Origin of the sequence: Geminicoccus roseus DSM 18922 (genome assembly GCF_000427665.1) — a bacterium.
In the GTDB taxonomy this organism is placed as follows: Bacteria; Pseudomonadota; Alphaproteobacteria; order Geminicoccales; family Geminicoccaceae; genus Geminicoccus; species Geminicoccus roseus.
Genome location: NZ_ATYL01000003.1, coordinates 35916 through 50009, shown reverse-complemented (window position 1 = coordinate 50009; position 14094 = coordinate 35916). Strand labels below are relative to the sequence as shown.

At 68.1% G+C, this 14094-nt stretch carries 14 protein-coding genes; 8 read left to right on the top strand and 6 right to left on the bottom strand.

Annotated elements, in window-relative coordinates:
• Window positions 1-6 precede the first annotated feature (6 nt).
• The 7 genes from GEMRO_RS0100240 (at window position 7) to GEMRO_RS0100210 (ending at window position 8912) form a co-directional block, all read left to right on the top strand.
• Complete coding sequence (locus GEMRO_RS0100240; protein WP_027132435.1) at window positions 7-879, top strand: MBL fold metallo-hydrolase; 873 nt, start codon at window positions 7-9, stop codon at window positions 877-879.
• Between the two features lie 38 nt (window positions 880-917).
• On the top strand, window positions 918-2258 hold the full coding sequence (locus tag GEMRO_RS0100235; protein ID WP_027132434.1) for a S8 family peptidase: 1341 nt from the start codon (window positions 918-920) through the stop codon (window positions 2256-2258).
• A 218-nt stretch (window positions 2259-2476) separates the two neighbouring features.
• Window positions 2477-2722 (top strand): hypothetical protein, encoded by a 246-nt coding sequence (locus GEMRO_RS0100230; protein WP_027132433.1) that lies wholly within the window; start codon window positions 2477-2479, stop codon window positions 2720-2722.
• Between the two features lie 85 nt (window positions 2723-2807).
• Window positions 2808-3740, top strand: coding sequence for a cyclase family protein (locus GEMRO_RS0100225; protein WP_157505342.1), 933 nt, complete (start codon window positions 2808-2810; stop codon window positions 3738-3740).
• 196 nt (window positions 3741-3936) lie between these two features.
• A complete protein-coding gene (gene pabB, locus GEMRO_RS26500) occupies window positions 3937-6009 on the top strand; it encodes an aminodeoxychorismate synthase component I (protein WP_084506340.1) in 2073 nt (690 codons plus the stop codon).
• Complete coding sequence (locus GEMRO_RS0100215; RefSeq protein WP_084506338.1) at window positions 6006-7445, top strand: right-handed parallel beta-helix repeat-containing protein; 1440 nt, start codon at window positions 6006-6008, stop codon at window positions 7443-7445. The genes pabB and GEMRO_RS0100215 overlap by 4 nt, the downstream gene beginning before the upstream one ends.
• 213 nt (window positions 7446-7658) lie before the next feature.
• Window positions 7659-8912: a right-handed parallel beta-helix repeat-containing protein gene (locus tag GEMRO_RS0100210; RefSeq protein WP_027132430.1), complete on the top strand. Its 1254-nt coding sequence runs from the start codon at window positions 7659-7661 to the stop codon at window positions 8910-8912.
• Window positions 8913-8988: 76 nt separating this feature from the next.
• Here the strand turns inward: GEMRO_RS0100210 and GEMRO_RS26495 are convergent, their stop codons facing one another.
• Window positions 8989-9174: a hypothetical protein gene (locus tag GEMRO_RS26495; RefSeq protein WP_027132429.1), complete on the bottom strand. Its 186-nt coding sequence runs from the start codon at window positions 9172-9174 to the stop codon at window positions 8989-8991.
• Between the two features lie 210 nt (window positions 9175-9384).
• Between GEMRO_RS26495 and GEMRO_RS0100200 the strand changes: the two genes are divergently transcribed.
• Window positions 9385-10293: a transcriptional regulator GcvA gene (locus GEMRO_RS0100200; protein ID WP_027132428.1), complete on the top strand. Its 909-nt coding sequence runs from the start codon at window positions 9385-9387 to the stop codon at window positions 10291-10293.
• On the opposite strand, the gene GEMRO_RS0100195 is transcribed toward GEMRO_RS0100200, so the two are convergent.
• The 5 genes from GEMRO_RS0100195 to GEMRO_RS26475 form a co-directional block, all read right to left on the bottom strand.
• Window positions 10294-10800 carry a VOC family protein gene (locus GEMRO_RS0100195; RefSeq protein ID WP_027132427.1) on the bottom strand — a complete coding sequence of 169 codons (507 nt, stop codon included), beginning with the start codon at window positions 10798-10800 and terminating at the stop codon, window positions 10294-10296. It lies immediately after the preceding gene.
• Between the two features lie 103 nt (window positions 10801-10903).
• Window positions 10904-11308, bottom strand: a complete 405-nt coding sequence (locus GEMRO_RS26490; RefSeq protein ID WP_084506337.1) for a response regulator — start codon at window positions 11306-11308, stop codon at window positions 10904-10906.
• A 192-nt stretch (window positions 11309-11500) separates the two neighbouring features.
• Window positions 11501-12289, bottom strand: coding sequence for a Crp/Fnr family transcriptional regulator (locus GEMRO_RS26485; protein ID WP_051328508.1), 789 nt, complete (start codon window positions 12287-12289; stop codon window positions 11501-11503).
• Window positions 12290-12432: 143 nt separating this feature from the next.
• The gene (locus GEMRO_RS26480) at window positions 12433-13293 is read right to left on the bottom strand and encodes a ParB/RepB/Spo0J family partition protein (RefSeq protein WP_169728279.1); all 861 of its coding nucleotides are present in this window, start codon (window positions 13291-13293) and stop codon (window positions 12433-12435) included.
• Window positions 13268-14026 (bottom strand): ParA family protein, encoded by a 759-nt coding sequence (locus GEMRO_RS26475; RefSeq protein WP_051328506.1) that lies wholly within the window; start codon window positions 14024-14026, stop codon window positions 13268-13270. Before GEMRO_RS26475 ends, GEMRO_RS26480 begins: the two co-directional genes overlap by 26 nt.
• Window positions 14027-14094: the final 68 nt, after the last annotated feature.

Sequence of the window (14094 nt, the reverse complement as noted above, 5' to 3'; positions counted from 1 at the left end):
GATCGCGTGCAGCAGCTCGGTTCGACCATGCGGGTATTCCGGCCCTTTCCGGGCCTGGTCGCATTCTACGACGGCCGCATCGAAGGCATGCGGCTGCACTCGGACAAGCCCAACTGGCTGGACGACGGCGCCTTCGCCCTGGGTGTCTGCACCTACGCCCTGGTCGATGGCGAGGACGCCCTGGTCTACGACACCCATATCTCCCTGCAGCATGCCCGGGTCGTCCGGCGCACTTTGGTCGAGGCCGGCGTGCGCCGGATACGGGTGGTGCTCAGCCACTGGCATGTCGATCACGTCGCCGGCAACGAGGTGTTCCAGGACTGCGAGATCCTCGCGCACCGGCTGACCGCCGAAGCGCTCGATGCTCACCGCCAGGAACTGGAGGCTGGCGATCCGCCGATCCGGCCGCTGGTCATGCCGACCCGCACCTACGAGGACAGGCTGGAACTCCAGGTCGGGCAGTTCCAGGTCGAACTGCGTCACGCCGACGTGCACAGCCTGGACGGCACTGTCCTTCTCCTGCCGGAGCATGGGCTGATGCTGGCCGGCGACACGCTGGAGGACCCGGTCACCTATGTGGTGGAGCCGGAGCGCTTGGCCGTGCATCTGCGCGGCCTGGAGCAGATGGCGCGATGGAACGTCCGGCGCATCCTTCCCAATCATGGCGCTTTGGAGACGATCGAGGCCGGCGGCTATGGACCGGAGTTGATCGACGCTACCCGCTCCTATGTCGCCAGGCTCCTGCGGGTGCGGGAGGAACCGGCCCTTGCGGAGGCGGACCTGCCCAGCTTCTGCCGCCCCGCCTTCGATTCCGGGGCGATCCACTACTTCCCCGCCTACGAGGCAGTCCACCGGCGCAACGTCCAGGCGGTCATCTGAAGGAAACCAGCTTGCCCAAGTCAGGAGCCCGCCGGGCCGTGCGTGCGGAAACGGCCTCGGCAACCCAACCGCCCCAGCCCGGCCATACCGGCCGCTATCTGGTCCTGCTTCCCGAGGACGACATCAAGACTGGGCTCTCGGCGCTGAAGAGCGTCGCCGGACTGCGGGTCGCCCATTCCAGCGACTATCGTGACGGATCGTCGGTCGGGGCCTTCGCCGAGGCGGACGGGCTGGTGCTCGACGCGCTGCAGGTCGCGGTGGTCGCGACCCCGCCAGGCGACCTGCATCTGCTCAACTCGGTCGCCGCCGGCAGCGGCGTCCTGGCGATCGAGCCGGAGCGCGTCGTCCATGCCTTTCCCGACAGCAAGGTCGGCATTCCGTCGCCGGTCCCGAGCCTGCCGAACGCGTCGACGGGCGCCGGCTGGTCGACCGAGTACCTCCGTGGCTACCGGGACGGCGTGAACTCCGTGCTCGACCGGCTGATCGGCGACGACCGGCCCGCGGCTACCCTCCCCCGCACCGAGAGCGAGAGTGAGGCCACTTGGGGCCTGCAGGCGGTGCGGGCGACCACCACGCGCTGGACCGGCGACGGGATCCGGGTGGCGGTCCTGGACACCGGGATGGACCTCACCCATCCGGACTTCGAGGGCCGGGCGATCGAAGCCCGCAGCTTCGTGACCGGGGAGGAGGTCCAGGATGGCAACGGCCACGGCACCCATTGCATCGGGACCGCCTGCGGCCCGCTGCTCCCGCACCGCCTGCCGCGCTACGGCGTGGCCGGCAACGCGCTGATCCATGCCGGCAAGGTCCTGAGCGACCGGGGCAGCGGGTCGGACGGCGGCATCCTGGCCGGGATCGACTGGGCGGTCGCTGCCGGCTGCCCGATCGTGTCGATGTCGCTGGGCGCCGCGGTGGAGGTCGGGACGCCCTTCTCCGTGATCTTCGAGCAGGTCGGCCGGCGGGCCCTGCGGGCTGGCACCCTGATCGTGGCGGCAGCGGGGAACGACAGCCGGCGGCCGGACCAGCTCTGCCCGGTCGGGCATCCGGCGAACTGCCCCTCGATCATGGCGGTGGCGGCCCTGGACCCGCAGCTTCGGGTGGCCTGGTTCTCCTGCGCCGGGCTGAATCCGCAGGGCGGCCAGGTCGACATCGCGGCGCCAGGGGTGGCGGTCTACTCGGCCTGGCCTGGAACACTCTACAACACGATCAACGGTACCAGCATGGCGACCCCGCATGTCGCCGGGATCGCGGCGCTGATTGCCGAATCGGACCCGGATGCCCGAGGGAGTGCACTGTGGGCGCGCCTCGTGCAGTCCGCCCACCGGCTTGACCGGTTGGGGCGGGATGTCGGGGCTGGGCTGGTCCAGGCGCCATTCTGAAGCGTCGCCGATGATATCGCCCGAGAGGGCCGCCTTTGGCCAAGCAATGGCGGCGGCGACGACCAGTCGAGCAGAATGTTCACGTTATGTTCTCATTGAGATTGTTGGTCCGGCGTCGATGTGGATTAGGGTCCGCCTTGCCTCGCGTTCTGAATCCAGGCACGTTCACAAACAATGTGCTCCGACCATATATGGATGGATACTCCACGAGGCGTCAGATGACCGGCAAGCTCAGCGTCGTGGTCTCGGTCGACGAGGCCCGCTTGAAGGATTTTCCAGCCGTGCTGCGGGACATGGTCGAGGCCGGCCTGCATGTCGAGAACCAGATGGCGATGGTCGGCACGGTCTCCGGCTCGATCGATGACGCGCGCACGCTGAACAGGCTCCGGCGGGTCAAGGGCGTGGCCCATGTGGAGCGGTGCCGCCACTTCCAGATCGCCCCGCCCAACGCCGACGTGCAATAGCGCCTGCCGGCGCTCGGCCGGCTTGCCTTCCCAGCTTCCTCCATGTCGAAATCCGCCCATCATGATGGAGGAACGCGACATGCGCATGAGTAGGATACTGGCCGGGGTCGCAATTTGCGGCGCCTTGCTTGCCGCCCGGGCGGAGGCCCAGGAGACGGGCCTGTGGGGCGTCTACGAGCAGCAGCTGAAAGCGGCGAAATACATCGACCTCACCCACGCCTTCGCACCTGTCCAGCCGGTCTGGCCGGGCTTCGCCAACGCCACGTTCGCGCCGGCCACCGCGGGCAAGGACATCGAGGGCTATGTCGCCAAGGGCGACGTCTACACCTACGCCGACCATGGCTTCGTCGCGTCCGCCTACACGCTGCCGACCGACCAGTACGGCACCCAGCTCGATCCGCCGGCCCATTGGGACGAGTATGGCGCCACGATCAGCGACCTGCCGCCGACCTTTGCGGTGCGCCCGCTGGTGGTGATCGACATCTCCGGCAAGGTGGCCGCCGACCCGGGCTATGCCCTGCAGGTCGCCGACATTGAAGCCTTCGAGCAGGAGCATGGCCGCATCCCGGAAGGGTCGGTCGTGTTCGTGCGCTCGGACTGGTCGAAGAAATGGGACGATGTCGAGCACTTCAACGACAAGCCGTTCCCTGGTGTCGGCCTGGACGCGCTGAAGTTCCTGCACCTGGAGCGCAAGATCCTGTTCCACGGCCACGAGCCGCTCGACACCGACGCCACGCCCACCCTGGAAGGCGAGGCCTGGCTCCTGCACAACCACTATACCCAGGCCGAGGGCGTCACCAATCTCGATCTGGTCCCGCCGACCGGCGCGCTGGTGACGATCGGGTTCGCCAAGCCCCTGGGCGGAACCGGCGGCTATGCCCGCTATGTCGCGATCGCGCCGGCCGACTGGCCCCACGGCGTGACGATCGCCGAAGCTCCGGGCGCCCCCCTGCCCAGGCAGCCGGCGCCGCTGCGCCGCGACGAGAACGGGGTGATGAGGCCCACGCCGCAGGACTGAGCCTGGATGCGGGACGTCGCGCGATGTCCCGCATGCGCGCCGGGTCGCCAGCTTCAGCGCGGGCAAATGTTCCCTGCCGCCGCAATCCCGGTCGGCCTGCGGCGAACCGGAGCGAATGGCCAGCAACGGTCCTTGTGCTATCGTCGCCGGCGCGCCACCCCTTGCGCCCGCAAGCTCCGGATGGCGGATGGTAACGATGCGGCTCCTGCTGGTCGACAACTACGACAGCTTCACCTTCAATCTCGCCCAGCTCGTGGCCGTGGTGAGCGGGGCGGAGCCGTGGGTCGTGAAGAACGATCAGGTCGATCTGGATCAGGTCGCGGCGTTCGGCCCGGATGCGGTGATCCTCTCGCCCGGCCCGGGCCGGCCCGATCGTCCGGCGGATTTCGGCATCTGCACCGCCCTGATCCGCTCCTATCAGGGCCCGATCCTCGGCGTCTGCCTCGGCCATCAGGGACTGGCCGCCCATGGCGGCGGCAGGATCGGCTATGCCCGCACCGTCATGCACGGCCGGCCAAGCCGGATCCGTCACCTGGGCACCGGCCTGTTCCACGGCCTGCCGCAGGATTTTCGGGCGATCCGCTACCATTCCCTGCTGGTGACGGAGCCCGGGCCCGACTTCGAGCCGGTCGCGTGGTCGGACGACGGCATCATCATGGCCCTGCGCCATCGCCATCGTCCGCTCCACGGCGTCCAGTTCCACCCCGAGTCGATCGATACGGAGCATGGCGCTGCCCTGGTCCGCAACTTCCTGGATCTGGTCGTCTCTCCCTCCGCGCCCCGGCGCATCCCGCCGCCACGCCCATGCCCAGCTACGGCCAGGCCGGCCGGAGGAGAACTGCAGCTCTTCACGCGGGCCGGCCCCTGCGCCGCCGACCCCGAGCGGAGCTTCGTCGCCCTCTACGGACGGTCGGGAACGGCGTTCTGGTTGGACAGCGCCCGGCTGGATGCCGCCGGTGCCCGCTGGTCGTTCATGGGCGACGGCTCGGGGCCGCATGCCCGGCAGATCACCTATCGGGTGGCCGATCGAGGGATCCCGCAAGCCGAGACCCACCCCTCCGTCTTCGACGATCTCGAGCGGTGGCTGGACGAGCGGCGCATCGAGCGCCCGGCAGGGCTCGATGTGCCTTTCCTTCCCGGCTGGGTTGGCTATCTCGGCTACGAGTTGAAGGCCGATGCCGGTGGCGCCGCTGCCCACCACTCGTCGCTGCCGGACGCGCAACTCCTGTTCGCCGACCGGATCGTCGCGTTCGACCACGCGACCGGGCGCGTCGTGCTCCTGGCCCTCGATCATCCGGGCCAGCAAGAACGCGCCGACGCCTGGTTCGACGTCACTCTCGAGCGCATCACCGAGGCCCCTTCCCTGCCGGAACCTCCCCCTCCCTGCGGCCGACCCATCTTCCGGCCCCATCTGGCGGACGACGCCTACCTGGAGCGGATCGCCGCTGCCCAACAGGCGATCCGCCAGGGCGAGAGCTACGAGATCTGCCTGACCAACGAGTACGCCGCGCAGGTGGAGGTCGATCCGCTCGACGCCTATCGCCGCCTGCGCCGGATCAACCCCGCCCCGTTTGCCGCTTTCCTCCGCTTCGGCGACCTCGCCATCCTGTCCTCGTCGCCCGAGCGCTTCCTGAGCATCGATGCCGAGGGCAGCGTCCAGGCATGCCCGATCAAGGGCACGATCGCGCGCGGGGCCGATGAACGGCAGGACCGGGCCATGGCCGAGAAGCTGCGCTCCAGCGTCAAGGACCGCTCCGAGCATCTGATGATCGTCGATCTCCTGCGCAACGACCTGGGGAAGGTCTGCGCGACCGGCAGCGTGCATGTCCCGGACCTGTTCCGGATTGAGCGCTACGCCACGGTCCACCAGATGGTCTCGACGATCTGCGGCCGGCTCCGGGGCGGCACTTCGCCGATCGCCTGCGTGCGCGCGGCCTTTCCAGGAGGCTCGATGACCGGGGCGCCCAAGCTCCGCACCATGAGGATCCTGGACGAGCTGGAGGGGCGGCCGCGCGGGATCTACTCTGGCGCGATCGGCTACCTGGGTTCAGACGGCCGGGTGGACCTGTCGATCGTGATCCGCACCGCGGTGGTCGAGCCGGGCCGGATCAGCATCGGCGCCGGCGGCGCCATCGTCGACCTGTCCGACCCGCTCGCCGAGCTCGCCGAGGTCCGCCTGAAGTGCCAGGCGCTGGTCGAGGCGTTCGGTGGTCGCCTGGAAGGTGACGCCACCCTCGCCCGGCCCGCTGCCATGGAGGTTCCCGCATGAGGTCGACCAGAAGACTGTTCGCGGCGACGATGTTGCTGGCGGCCTTTGCGGTCGCCGGATGTGCGACCTCCCCCCTGGAGTCCATCGGGGATCAGGTGCTGGCACCGGCGCCGATCGAGTATGTCCCGGTCGACTGGAGCAGCCCAGCTGAGCGCACGCTCTTCGCCAGCCCGGCCGGCACGGGGAGCGGCGCCAGCCTTGAGGCGCCGGCTGCCCTGAACACCCTCCTGTCGTCGCTGCAGCCAGGCGACCGCGTGCTGCTCCTGCCAGGCAGCTACCCCAGCGCGAAGGTCGTAGCCAAGGGAACCTCCGCAGCACCTATTCGCATCGAGGCCCTGCACCCGGTGGTCACTGGACCCGGCCTGAAGCTCGCCGCGACCGACCGGGCCGTGTTCAGGAACACCGAGCTCAAGGTCACCGGTTCGGCCTTCCTGCGGGTCCAGGGCATCGATTTCGAGGTCGAACCGGACCAGAGCGGCAACGGCCTCACGGTGAGGGGCAGTCACGATCTGGCCTTCGTCCAGAACCGGTTCTTCCAGCAGAGCAATACTGGCCTCCTGCTGAACGGCCAGCCCGGCGCAGACATCCGGCAGGTGCTGGTGGAGAACAACGTCTTCCAGAACATGATCGTGGAGGGGGAAGCGGGCGGAATCGGCGCCGTGCGCATGGATTACGGGCTGCGCGTCCATGGAGGCGACACCCTGGTCATCCGGGGCAATCTGTTCGAGGGCTACTTCAACCACTCCCTCTCGCTGAAGGAGAAGACCGCCAACGTCGTGATCGAGAAGAACAGGTTCGAGCTGTGCGGGCTGGTCTGCATCGAGGGCGGCCAGGAGCCGGACACCGCCCATGCCGATGTCGTGACCGAGCGGACCATCGCCAACATCGTGGTCGCCGACAACAGCTTCGATGGCCTGGACGATGGGACGGTCGGCGTGTTCGCGCGCAACGTCGAGCGGATCTTCGTCACCGGCAATCGCTTTGCCGGGATCAGCGAGCCGCTGCGCGTCGCCAACAATGACCGCAACTCGAAGAACTGCGCCCGGCAGCTCTACCTGGTCGGGCGGACCTTCGGTGGGTGCGAGCCGGATTCGCGGCTGACCCAGATCGGCGTTGGCAATCGCAGCGTGCTGTTCCGTTCCAACCAGGTCGAGGGCGACGCCCGTCTGCTGGTCGCCGGCCGGGGCTATCCCGATGACGTGCTGGTGGTCAGCGACTCCTCGGCCACCGGCAGGGTCGACATCTGCCTGCGACCCTTCATCCTGAACGAGGCCGGGTTCAATCGCTGGACCGAGGGCCTGCCGGCCGTGGCGGAGCCGCCCCGCCTGGTCCTGGACAGGTCTCCAGGCTTCGTCGTCGGGCCGGAACCCTGCCTCGGCAAGGACCTGACCCATGCCTGCGAGGCTGATCAGAGCTGTTCCCGTATGAACGACTGAACAAATTCGCCGCACGATTGAGATCTCGAATTTTTTGGATTCGTGAAAGCATCGTGTCTAACGCTTCTCCGGAAACGGTAATGCCGTCGAAGGAGAGAGCCATTGACCGGATGCCGCAGGGTCGCCGCCCTGGTTTATACAATCTTGGCGGTGTTTATCGGAGTGCCGGCATCCGCTGCGGCTGAAACGGCACCGGCGCTGAAGCCTCCACCTGTGGACTATCGCTACATTAAGTGGGAACGCCCGCCGCTGCGGACCTTCTATGCCAGTCCTCATGGCGGCGGGAACGGCACCAGCCGGTCCAGGCCCCGGGCGTTCAACAAGCTCTTGCCGACGCTGCGGGCGGGCGACCGGGTGATCCTGCTGCTTGGCAACTATCCGAGCGCCAGGCTCTCCCTCCAGGGCACCGCCACCCGGCCGATCCGGATCGAGGCGGAGCATCCGATCGTGCGCGATGCCAGGCACACCGTCGCGGCCTGGAAGAAGGTCGTCTTCCGCAACACCGGCCTGCAGATCAGCAAAAGCGCCTATGTCCGGATCAAGGGGCTGTCGTTCCACACCGATCAGGGCCGTTCGAGCAGCGGCATCGAGGTCCTGTCCGGCAGGAACCTGGCCTTCGTGCAGAACCAGTTCCTGCAGAACAGCAACTATGGCTTGCTGTTCTTCGGGAAGAAGACAGGTGACGTCGCTCAGGTGCTCGTCGAGGGCAACGTGTTCCGCAGCATGATCTCCGGCAAGGAACCGGGCGGGATCGGCCGGGCGTGGATGGATTACGGGCTGCGCATCCACGGCACCGACACGCTGGTCGCGCGCAACAACCTGTTCGATGGCTACTTCAATCACGCCGTCTCGGTGAAGGAGATGTCCAGGGACATCCTGATCGAGCGCAACAAGTTCAACATCTGTTCGGTGATCTGCGTCGAGGCTGGCCAGGAGCCCGATACCGCCGCCGGCGGGACCTTGATCGACCGCACCGTCGTCAACGTGAACATCCGCAACAACGTCTTCAATGGCCGGAATGACGGCAGCACCGGGGTCTTCGCCCGCAACGTCGAGCGGGCCTATGTGACTGGCAACGCGTTCAACCGGATCGCCCGGCCCCTGCGCATCGCCAACAACGACCTGAACTCCCGCAGCTGCGAGCGGCAGCTTCAGGTGATCGGGCGGATGCTGGCGATCTGCGAGCATCGCTCGCGCCTGACCCTGACCGGACGCAGGAATCGGGCGGTGCTGTTCGAGAAGAACAGGGTGAGGGGCAAGGCCGCGATCTACGTGACCGGGCGCGGCTATAAGGGCGACTTCTTGTCGATCCGCGATACCAGCGCCGACACCAGGGTCCCGGTCGTCCGCCGCTCCTTCGTCGTCAACAAGGCGGCGGTGAACGCCTGGACTAAAGGCGCGCAGGAAACGCTGCTGCCGCCCCAGGTCTATCTGAAGGGCTCCGGCGCCTTCTACCTCCAGAAGTGACCAAGGCGGGAGGGCCAGCGCGCGACCGGGTCGTCGCCGCCCTCCCCCCTTCTGCGCTTCGCAAGGGCGGTCCTTCTTAGGATGCCGGTCCGCGATACATCAGCAGGGCCCAGGTCCGGCCTTCCGGCCCGCGGAAGGAGTTCACCGCCCGGAACTCCGCGGCACGCGAGATCACCGCAGGCGCCGCGCCGATATCCTGCAGCTGCTGGTCGCTCAGCGCGAGTAGCGGGTCGGGGCCCTCAGGCCGCAGATGCGCGGCCATGCGGGCCAGCCACCGCCGAGCCCTCCGGCCCGCGCTATCCTGGACGTGGAGTCCGAAGGTCTCGCTCCGGATACTGACAGCACACATGTCTTCAAACCTCGATTGATCACCAGCGCGATCGACTTCCCAGCTTATCCGCCTTTTTTCCCGGGTTGCCCAGCGAGGGCTCCTTGTAGCATCATGAAGCCTGGCTTGATGATCGGAGATGGCATGGCCCGGCGCATCCCGGGGTTGAATGCGCTGCGGACCTTCGAGGCCGCCGCACGCCACCTGAATTTCACCCGCGCCGCCGAGGAACTGAGCGTCACCCCGGCGGCGGTGAGCGCGCAGATCCGCACCCTGGAGGAACAGGTCGGGGTGCGGCTGCTCTGGCGCACCAGCCGCAACGTGCGGCTGACCGAGGCGGGTGAGCTGCTGTGCGATGCCGTGGGTCAGGCCCTCGACCTGGTCGGTCAGGCGGTCGAGCAGATCGGCACGCCGGCCATCCGGCCGACCCTGAAGGTCAGTACCGGCTTCTCGTTCGCGGCGAAGTGGCTGGTGCCGCGCCTCGATCGGTTCCGACGGCTCTATCCCGACCTGGACGTACGGATCGACGCCAACGACCGGCTGGTCGACTTCGTCCGAGACGAGATTGACGTCGCCATCCGCTTTGGCAGCGGCATCTATCCGAACATGCGGGTCGACCGGCTGTTCGAGGAGCAGGTCTTTCCGGTATGCAGCCCCAAGCTGCTGGACGGCGACCCGCCCCTCCGGGTGCCGGAGGACTTGCGCCACCACGTCCTGATCCACGAGGCCTGGCCGGCGCAGGACGGTTCCTGGCCGGACTGGCGGACCTGGTTCCTGGCAGCAGGCTTGGCCGATGTCGACATGCAGCGCGGGCTGCACTTCCAGCAGAGCGCCCTGACCATTCAGGCGGCCATCGATGGCCAGGGTGTGGCGCTGGGCAACACCAGCCTGGTGGGCGACGACCTCGCCGCCGGCCGGCTGGTCCAGCCGTTCGCCCTGTCGCTCAGCGTGCCGCGCTTTTCCTATTTCGTGGTGGCCCCCAGGCGCAACGCCGAGCGCTGGTCGGTGCGGGCCTTCCGGGACTGGATCCTGTCGGAGGTCGCCGCGCGCTGATCAGCGGCGCAGCTCGGCCAGAAGGCCTGCCAGGTCGATGGGAGCGGTGACCATCTGCAGGCTGCCGTCGCGGTCGCGCGGCCACTCAGCCTCCGGGCGGTCCCGGTAGAGCTCCACCCCGTTCTGGTCCGGGTCGCGCAGGTAGAGGGCCTCGCTCACCCCATGGTCGCTGGCGCCGTCCAGGACGATCCCGGCCCGGTTGAGCCGGTTCCACGCATCGGCCAGGGCGGCGCGGGTCGGATAAAGGATCGCCAGATGGAACAGGCCGGTGCTGCCCGGCGGCGGGGGACGGCCGCCCAGGCTCTGCCAGGTGTTCAGCCCGATGTGATGATGATAGCCGCCGGCAGAAATGAAGGCGGCCTGCGATCCGAAGCGCTGCTGCAGCTGGAAGCCCAGCACGCCGCAGTAGAAGTCCAGTGCGCGCTCGAGATCGGCGACCTTGAGGTGGACATGGCCGATCCGGGTCGCGGGATCGATCGGCTTGGCGGGCAAAGCAGGCTCGGGCATCGGCGGCTCCAGGCGGTTCTCCACCTGTCCTATCACCATGGTCATCCCCCGTTGCTATCCCCTTCCCGCGAAACGGTCCGTCGCCTGGGGGGAACCGATGGCCCTAGCCCTTGCCCGGCGGGACCAGCGCCTCGTCCGCCGGCGGATGGAGATAGGGCCGGAGGATCGTCCGCAGCTGGGCGGGATCGTACGGCTTGGTGATCACCAGGGTGCCCTTCAGGCTGGGCGGTACCGGCAGTTCCTGGCCATGCCCGGTGGTGAACACGCACGGCACGCCCAGGGCGACCAGGCGCTCGGCCAGCGCGAAGCTGGTCACCCCCCGCAGGTCGATGTCCATCAGGGCGAGACTGGGCGTCTCCCGGTTGATGGCGGCATCGGCCTCCTCAAGGGTGAACGTGGCGTCCACCCGCGCGACGCCCATGTCCTGGAGCGTCATGCTGGTGTCCAGCGAGATGACGGGGTCGTCCTCCACCAGGAGTACAACCGCCGATGAACGACCTTCGGCCATGTCAGGACGAGCCCCCTTCCCTCGTGCAGTGAGGGTCGTTCATGCGATGCGGCGAAGGCCGCCCTGCGAACGGTGGAGTTCCGTAGCGGCTGCCCTTTCCGCGGTACGAACGCCCTCTTCTACCAAAGCACAGTCATGGCTCGAGCGTCTGTGCTCAAGTCGACATAACATCCTTTGCACAGCGGGGGCGATTCAAAATGGTGTTGATCCCGGAGGTCGCTCGGCCATCTCCGGCAGGATCCGGGCGAAATGGTCGCGCACGGACCGGTAGCACTCGCACGACGCCTTCTCGAGCTTGCGCGGGTCGAGGATCGTGATCCGCCCGCGGGCCTGCTCGATCAGGCCCCGGCGGGCAAGATCGCCAAGCGTGCGGGTGACCGTGGTGCGCTGGACGCCCAGCATGTGCGAGATGAACTCCTGGGTGACGTCCAGGGCATCGCCGCCGACCCGGTCCCGGGTCGTCAGCAGCCAGCGGCAGCAGCGCTGGTCGAGCGAATGCAGAGCATTACATACTACCGACTGTAAAACCTGCGCCAGGAGAGCATCGGCATAGCGGGCGAAAAGGTCGTGCAGATGCGGGCTCGCCCGCTTGGCTTCTTCCAGCCGGCTGGTTTCGATCCGCAGGCAGGGTCCGGGCAATTGCACCATGGCCCGGGCGAAGGCCGGCTTGTGCCCGGCACTGACGATCCCCCCGATGGCGCCTTCCTTGCCGATGGTCGCCGCCTCGGCGATCGATCCATCGCGCATCACCAGGATCAGCGCGGCCATCGCCCCTGAGGTGGGGAAGTAGGTGTGGACCACGTCGTCCCCGCTCTCCACCAGGACGGTCCCGGTGGCCAGCTCGACAATCTCGGCGTGGCGCAGGAGGAGCTTCCGGTCCGCCGGCGCGAAGGCCCCGAGCAGGCGGTTGTGCTGCAGCTGCGCGAGGACGGCAGGTTCGCCCTGGGCCGGAGGCGTCTCCGTGGATGGGACCGACTGCATATGCTCTCCCCTCCGTTCGAGGGCATGGTGGCGCCGTGACGGGAAGCCAGGCACTCACCATCCATATCGGATCAACCGGTCACTTCCTGCGACGTTGCATGGCATCCGACGTCGGATGTGGAGCCCCTGCCCTGCTCCGTCGTTCAGCCAGTCTTCCCCAGGAGGCCGCCCAGGAGCTGCCAGAGCCGTTCCAGGCTTTCCCGGGTGCCCTGGTCGAGGTCGCGCCGGTCGATCTCCCGGAGGGCGCCCAGCAGCTTCCGGCTGCTGTCGCCGACCAGGCGTGGCGCCGGCTTCGGCTTCCGGCCCGGGATCACGGCCTCGCCCCCCTCGCCCCGGCGCACGGCACGGATCTGGCGCACCGTCGCCAGGCCCTGCTTGGCCAGGTCCCAGAGGCGCAGCTGCTCCTCCTCCTCCTGCACCTGCGCGAGTTCCACCAGCAGCGAGCGGCCGACGCCGGGCGCCTCGGCATATTCCACCTGGATCCGCTCGGGCAGACGCGCCAGCGACAGGAGCGCCGACACCGTATTCTGGCGCTTGCCTACCGCCCGGCCGACCTCATCCTGGGTCCAGCCCTTGTCCTGCATCAGCCGCTCGATCGCGGCAGCCTCCTCGAACGGGCCGAGCTGCTCGCGCTGCAGGTTCTCCACCAGCGCGATCTCCAGCGGGTCGCCATCGGTGACGATCGCGGCGATGGTGGCGCGCCCGAGCTTGCCCGATGCCCGCCAGCGGCGCTCCCCCGCGACCACGATCCAGCGCCCGGGGGTCGGGCCGCGCCGGACCAGGATCGGCTGCAGCAGGCCATGGGCCTCGATCGAGCTGGCAAGTTCCTCGATGGCCTGCGCGTCGAAATGCCGGCGCGGCTGGCCCGGGTCGGGATCGATCGTCGCCAGGTCCAGCTCGACGATCTTGGGCAGGTCCACCGAGGTCTTGAACAAGGCGTCGGCGGCCAGGCGGTCCTTGAGGGTGGGCCGCGCGGCCTTAGCGGATTTCACGTTCGATCGCATCGGCGACTTCCTCGATCCCCCGGATGATGTCGGCCTTGATTTCGTCGGGCGCCGAGGTGACCGAGGCCCGATCGAAGGCGGTGGTGCGCCGGACCGGCGCGAACACATGGTGCTTGTCGCCCATCGCGGCGGTCAGCTCTTCCAGCGCCTCGCGATCGTGGCGGTTGCGCACGTCGTGGATGGTCGGCAGCAGGCCGAGCACGCTCAGGCCTGGGTTCAGCCGGGTCTGGATCCGCTCGACCGTATCGAACAGCAAGGACACGCCCATGATCGACAGGTAGTCGGTCTTGACCGGCACCAGGACCTTGTTGGCGGCCGCCAGCGCGTTGACGGTCAGCAGGCCGAGCGACGGCGAGCAGTCGATCAGGATGACGTCGAACCGGTCGTGCAGCGGCTGCAGCTTGTCGCGGATGATGCTGGCGCCGTTCCAGGCCGCCACCAGCTCGCTCTCGGCCGAGGCCAGCCGGATCGAGGCAGGCAGCAGGGTAGGCTCCCCCTCGATCAGCACCTTTTCCGCCGGACGCCGATCGAACATCAGCGCGTGCAGGGTCCGGTCCTCCGCCTCCAGGAGCCGTGGATCATGGCCGGCATAGACGGTGAGGCTGGCCTGCGGATCGTCGTCGACCATCAGCACCCGCCGGCCGCGCCGTGTCAGGGCGTGGGCGAGATGAAAGGTGGTGGTCGTCTTGGCGACGCCGCCCTTCTGGTTGGCGATCGCGATGGTCACCGCCATGTCGGACGTCCCGTTGCTTGCAGCGAATTGGCTGGTCCGATCGCTACGCGGCGCATCCGGTCGGAGCA

What these genes read in the sequence shown, in the direction of transcription:
- GEMRO_RS0100230 (WP_027132433.1), top strand. Translation starts at nt 2,477, where the DNA reads ATGACCGGCAAGCTCAGCGTCGTGGTCTCGGTCGACGAGGCCCGCTTG.
- GEMRO_RS0100225 (WP_157505342.1), top strand. Translation starts at nt 2,808, where the DNA reads ATGAGTAGGATACTGGCCGGGGTCGCAATTTGCGGCGCCTTGCTTGCC.
- pabB (WP_084506340.1), top strand. Translation starts at nt 3,937, where the DNA reads ATGCGGCTCCTGCTGGTCGACAACTACGACAGCTTCACCTTCAATCTC.
- GEMRO_RS0100215 (WP_084506338.1), top strand. Translation starts at nt 6,006, where the DNA reads ATGAGGTCGACCAGAAGACTGTTCGCGGCGACGATGTTGCTGGCGGCC.
- GEMRO_RS26495 (WP_027132429.1), bottom strand. Translation starts at nt 9,174, where the DNA reads ATGGCCGCGCATCTGCGGCCTGAGGGCCCCGACCCGCTACTCGCGCTG.
- GEMRO_RS0100200 (WP_027132428.1), top strand. Translation starts at nt 9,385, where the DNA reads ATGGCCCGGCGCATCCCGGGGTTGAATGCGCTGCGGACCTTCGAGGCC.
- GEMRO_RS0100195 (WP_027132427.1), bottom strand. Translation starts at nt 10,800, where the DNA reads ATGCCCGAGCCTGCTTTGCCCGCCAAGCCGATCGATCCCGCGACCCGG.
- GEMRO_RS26490 (WP_084506337.1), bottom strand. Translation starts at nt 11,308, where the DNA reads ATGGCCGAAGGTCGTTCATCGGCGGTTGTACTCCTGGTGGAGGACGAC.
- GEMRO_RS26485 (WP_051328508.1), bottom strand. Translation starts at nt 12,289, where the DNA reads ATGCAGTCGGTCCCATCCACGGAGACGCCTCCGGCCCAGGGCGAACCT.
- GEMRO_RS26480 (WP_169728279.1), bottom strand. Translation starts at nt 13,293, where the DNA reads ATGCGATCGAACGTGAAATCCGCTAAGGCCGCGCGGCCCACCCTCAAG.
- GEMRO_RS26475 (WP_051328506.1), bottom strand. Translation starts at nt 14,026, where the DNA reads ATGGCGGTGACCATCGCGATCGCCAACCAGAAGGGCGGCGTCGCCAAG.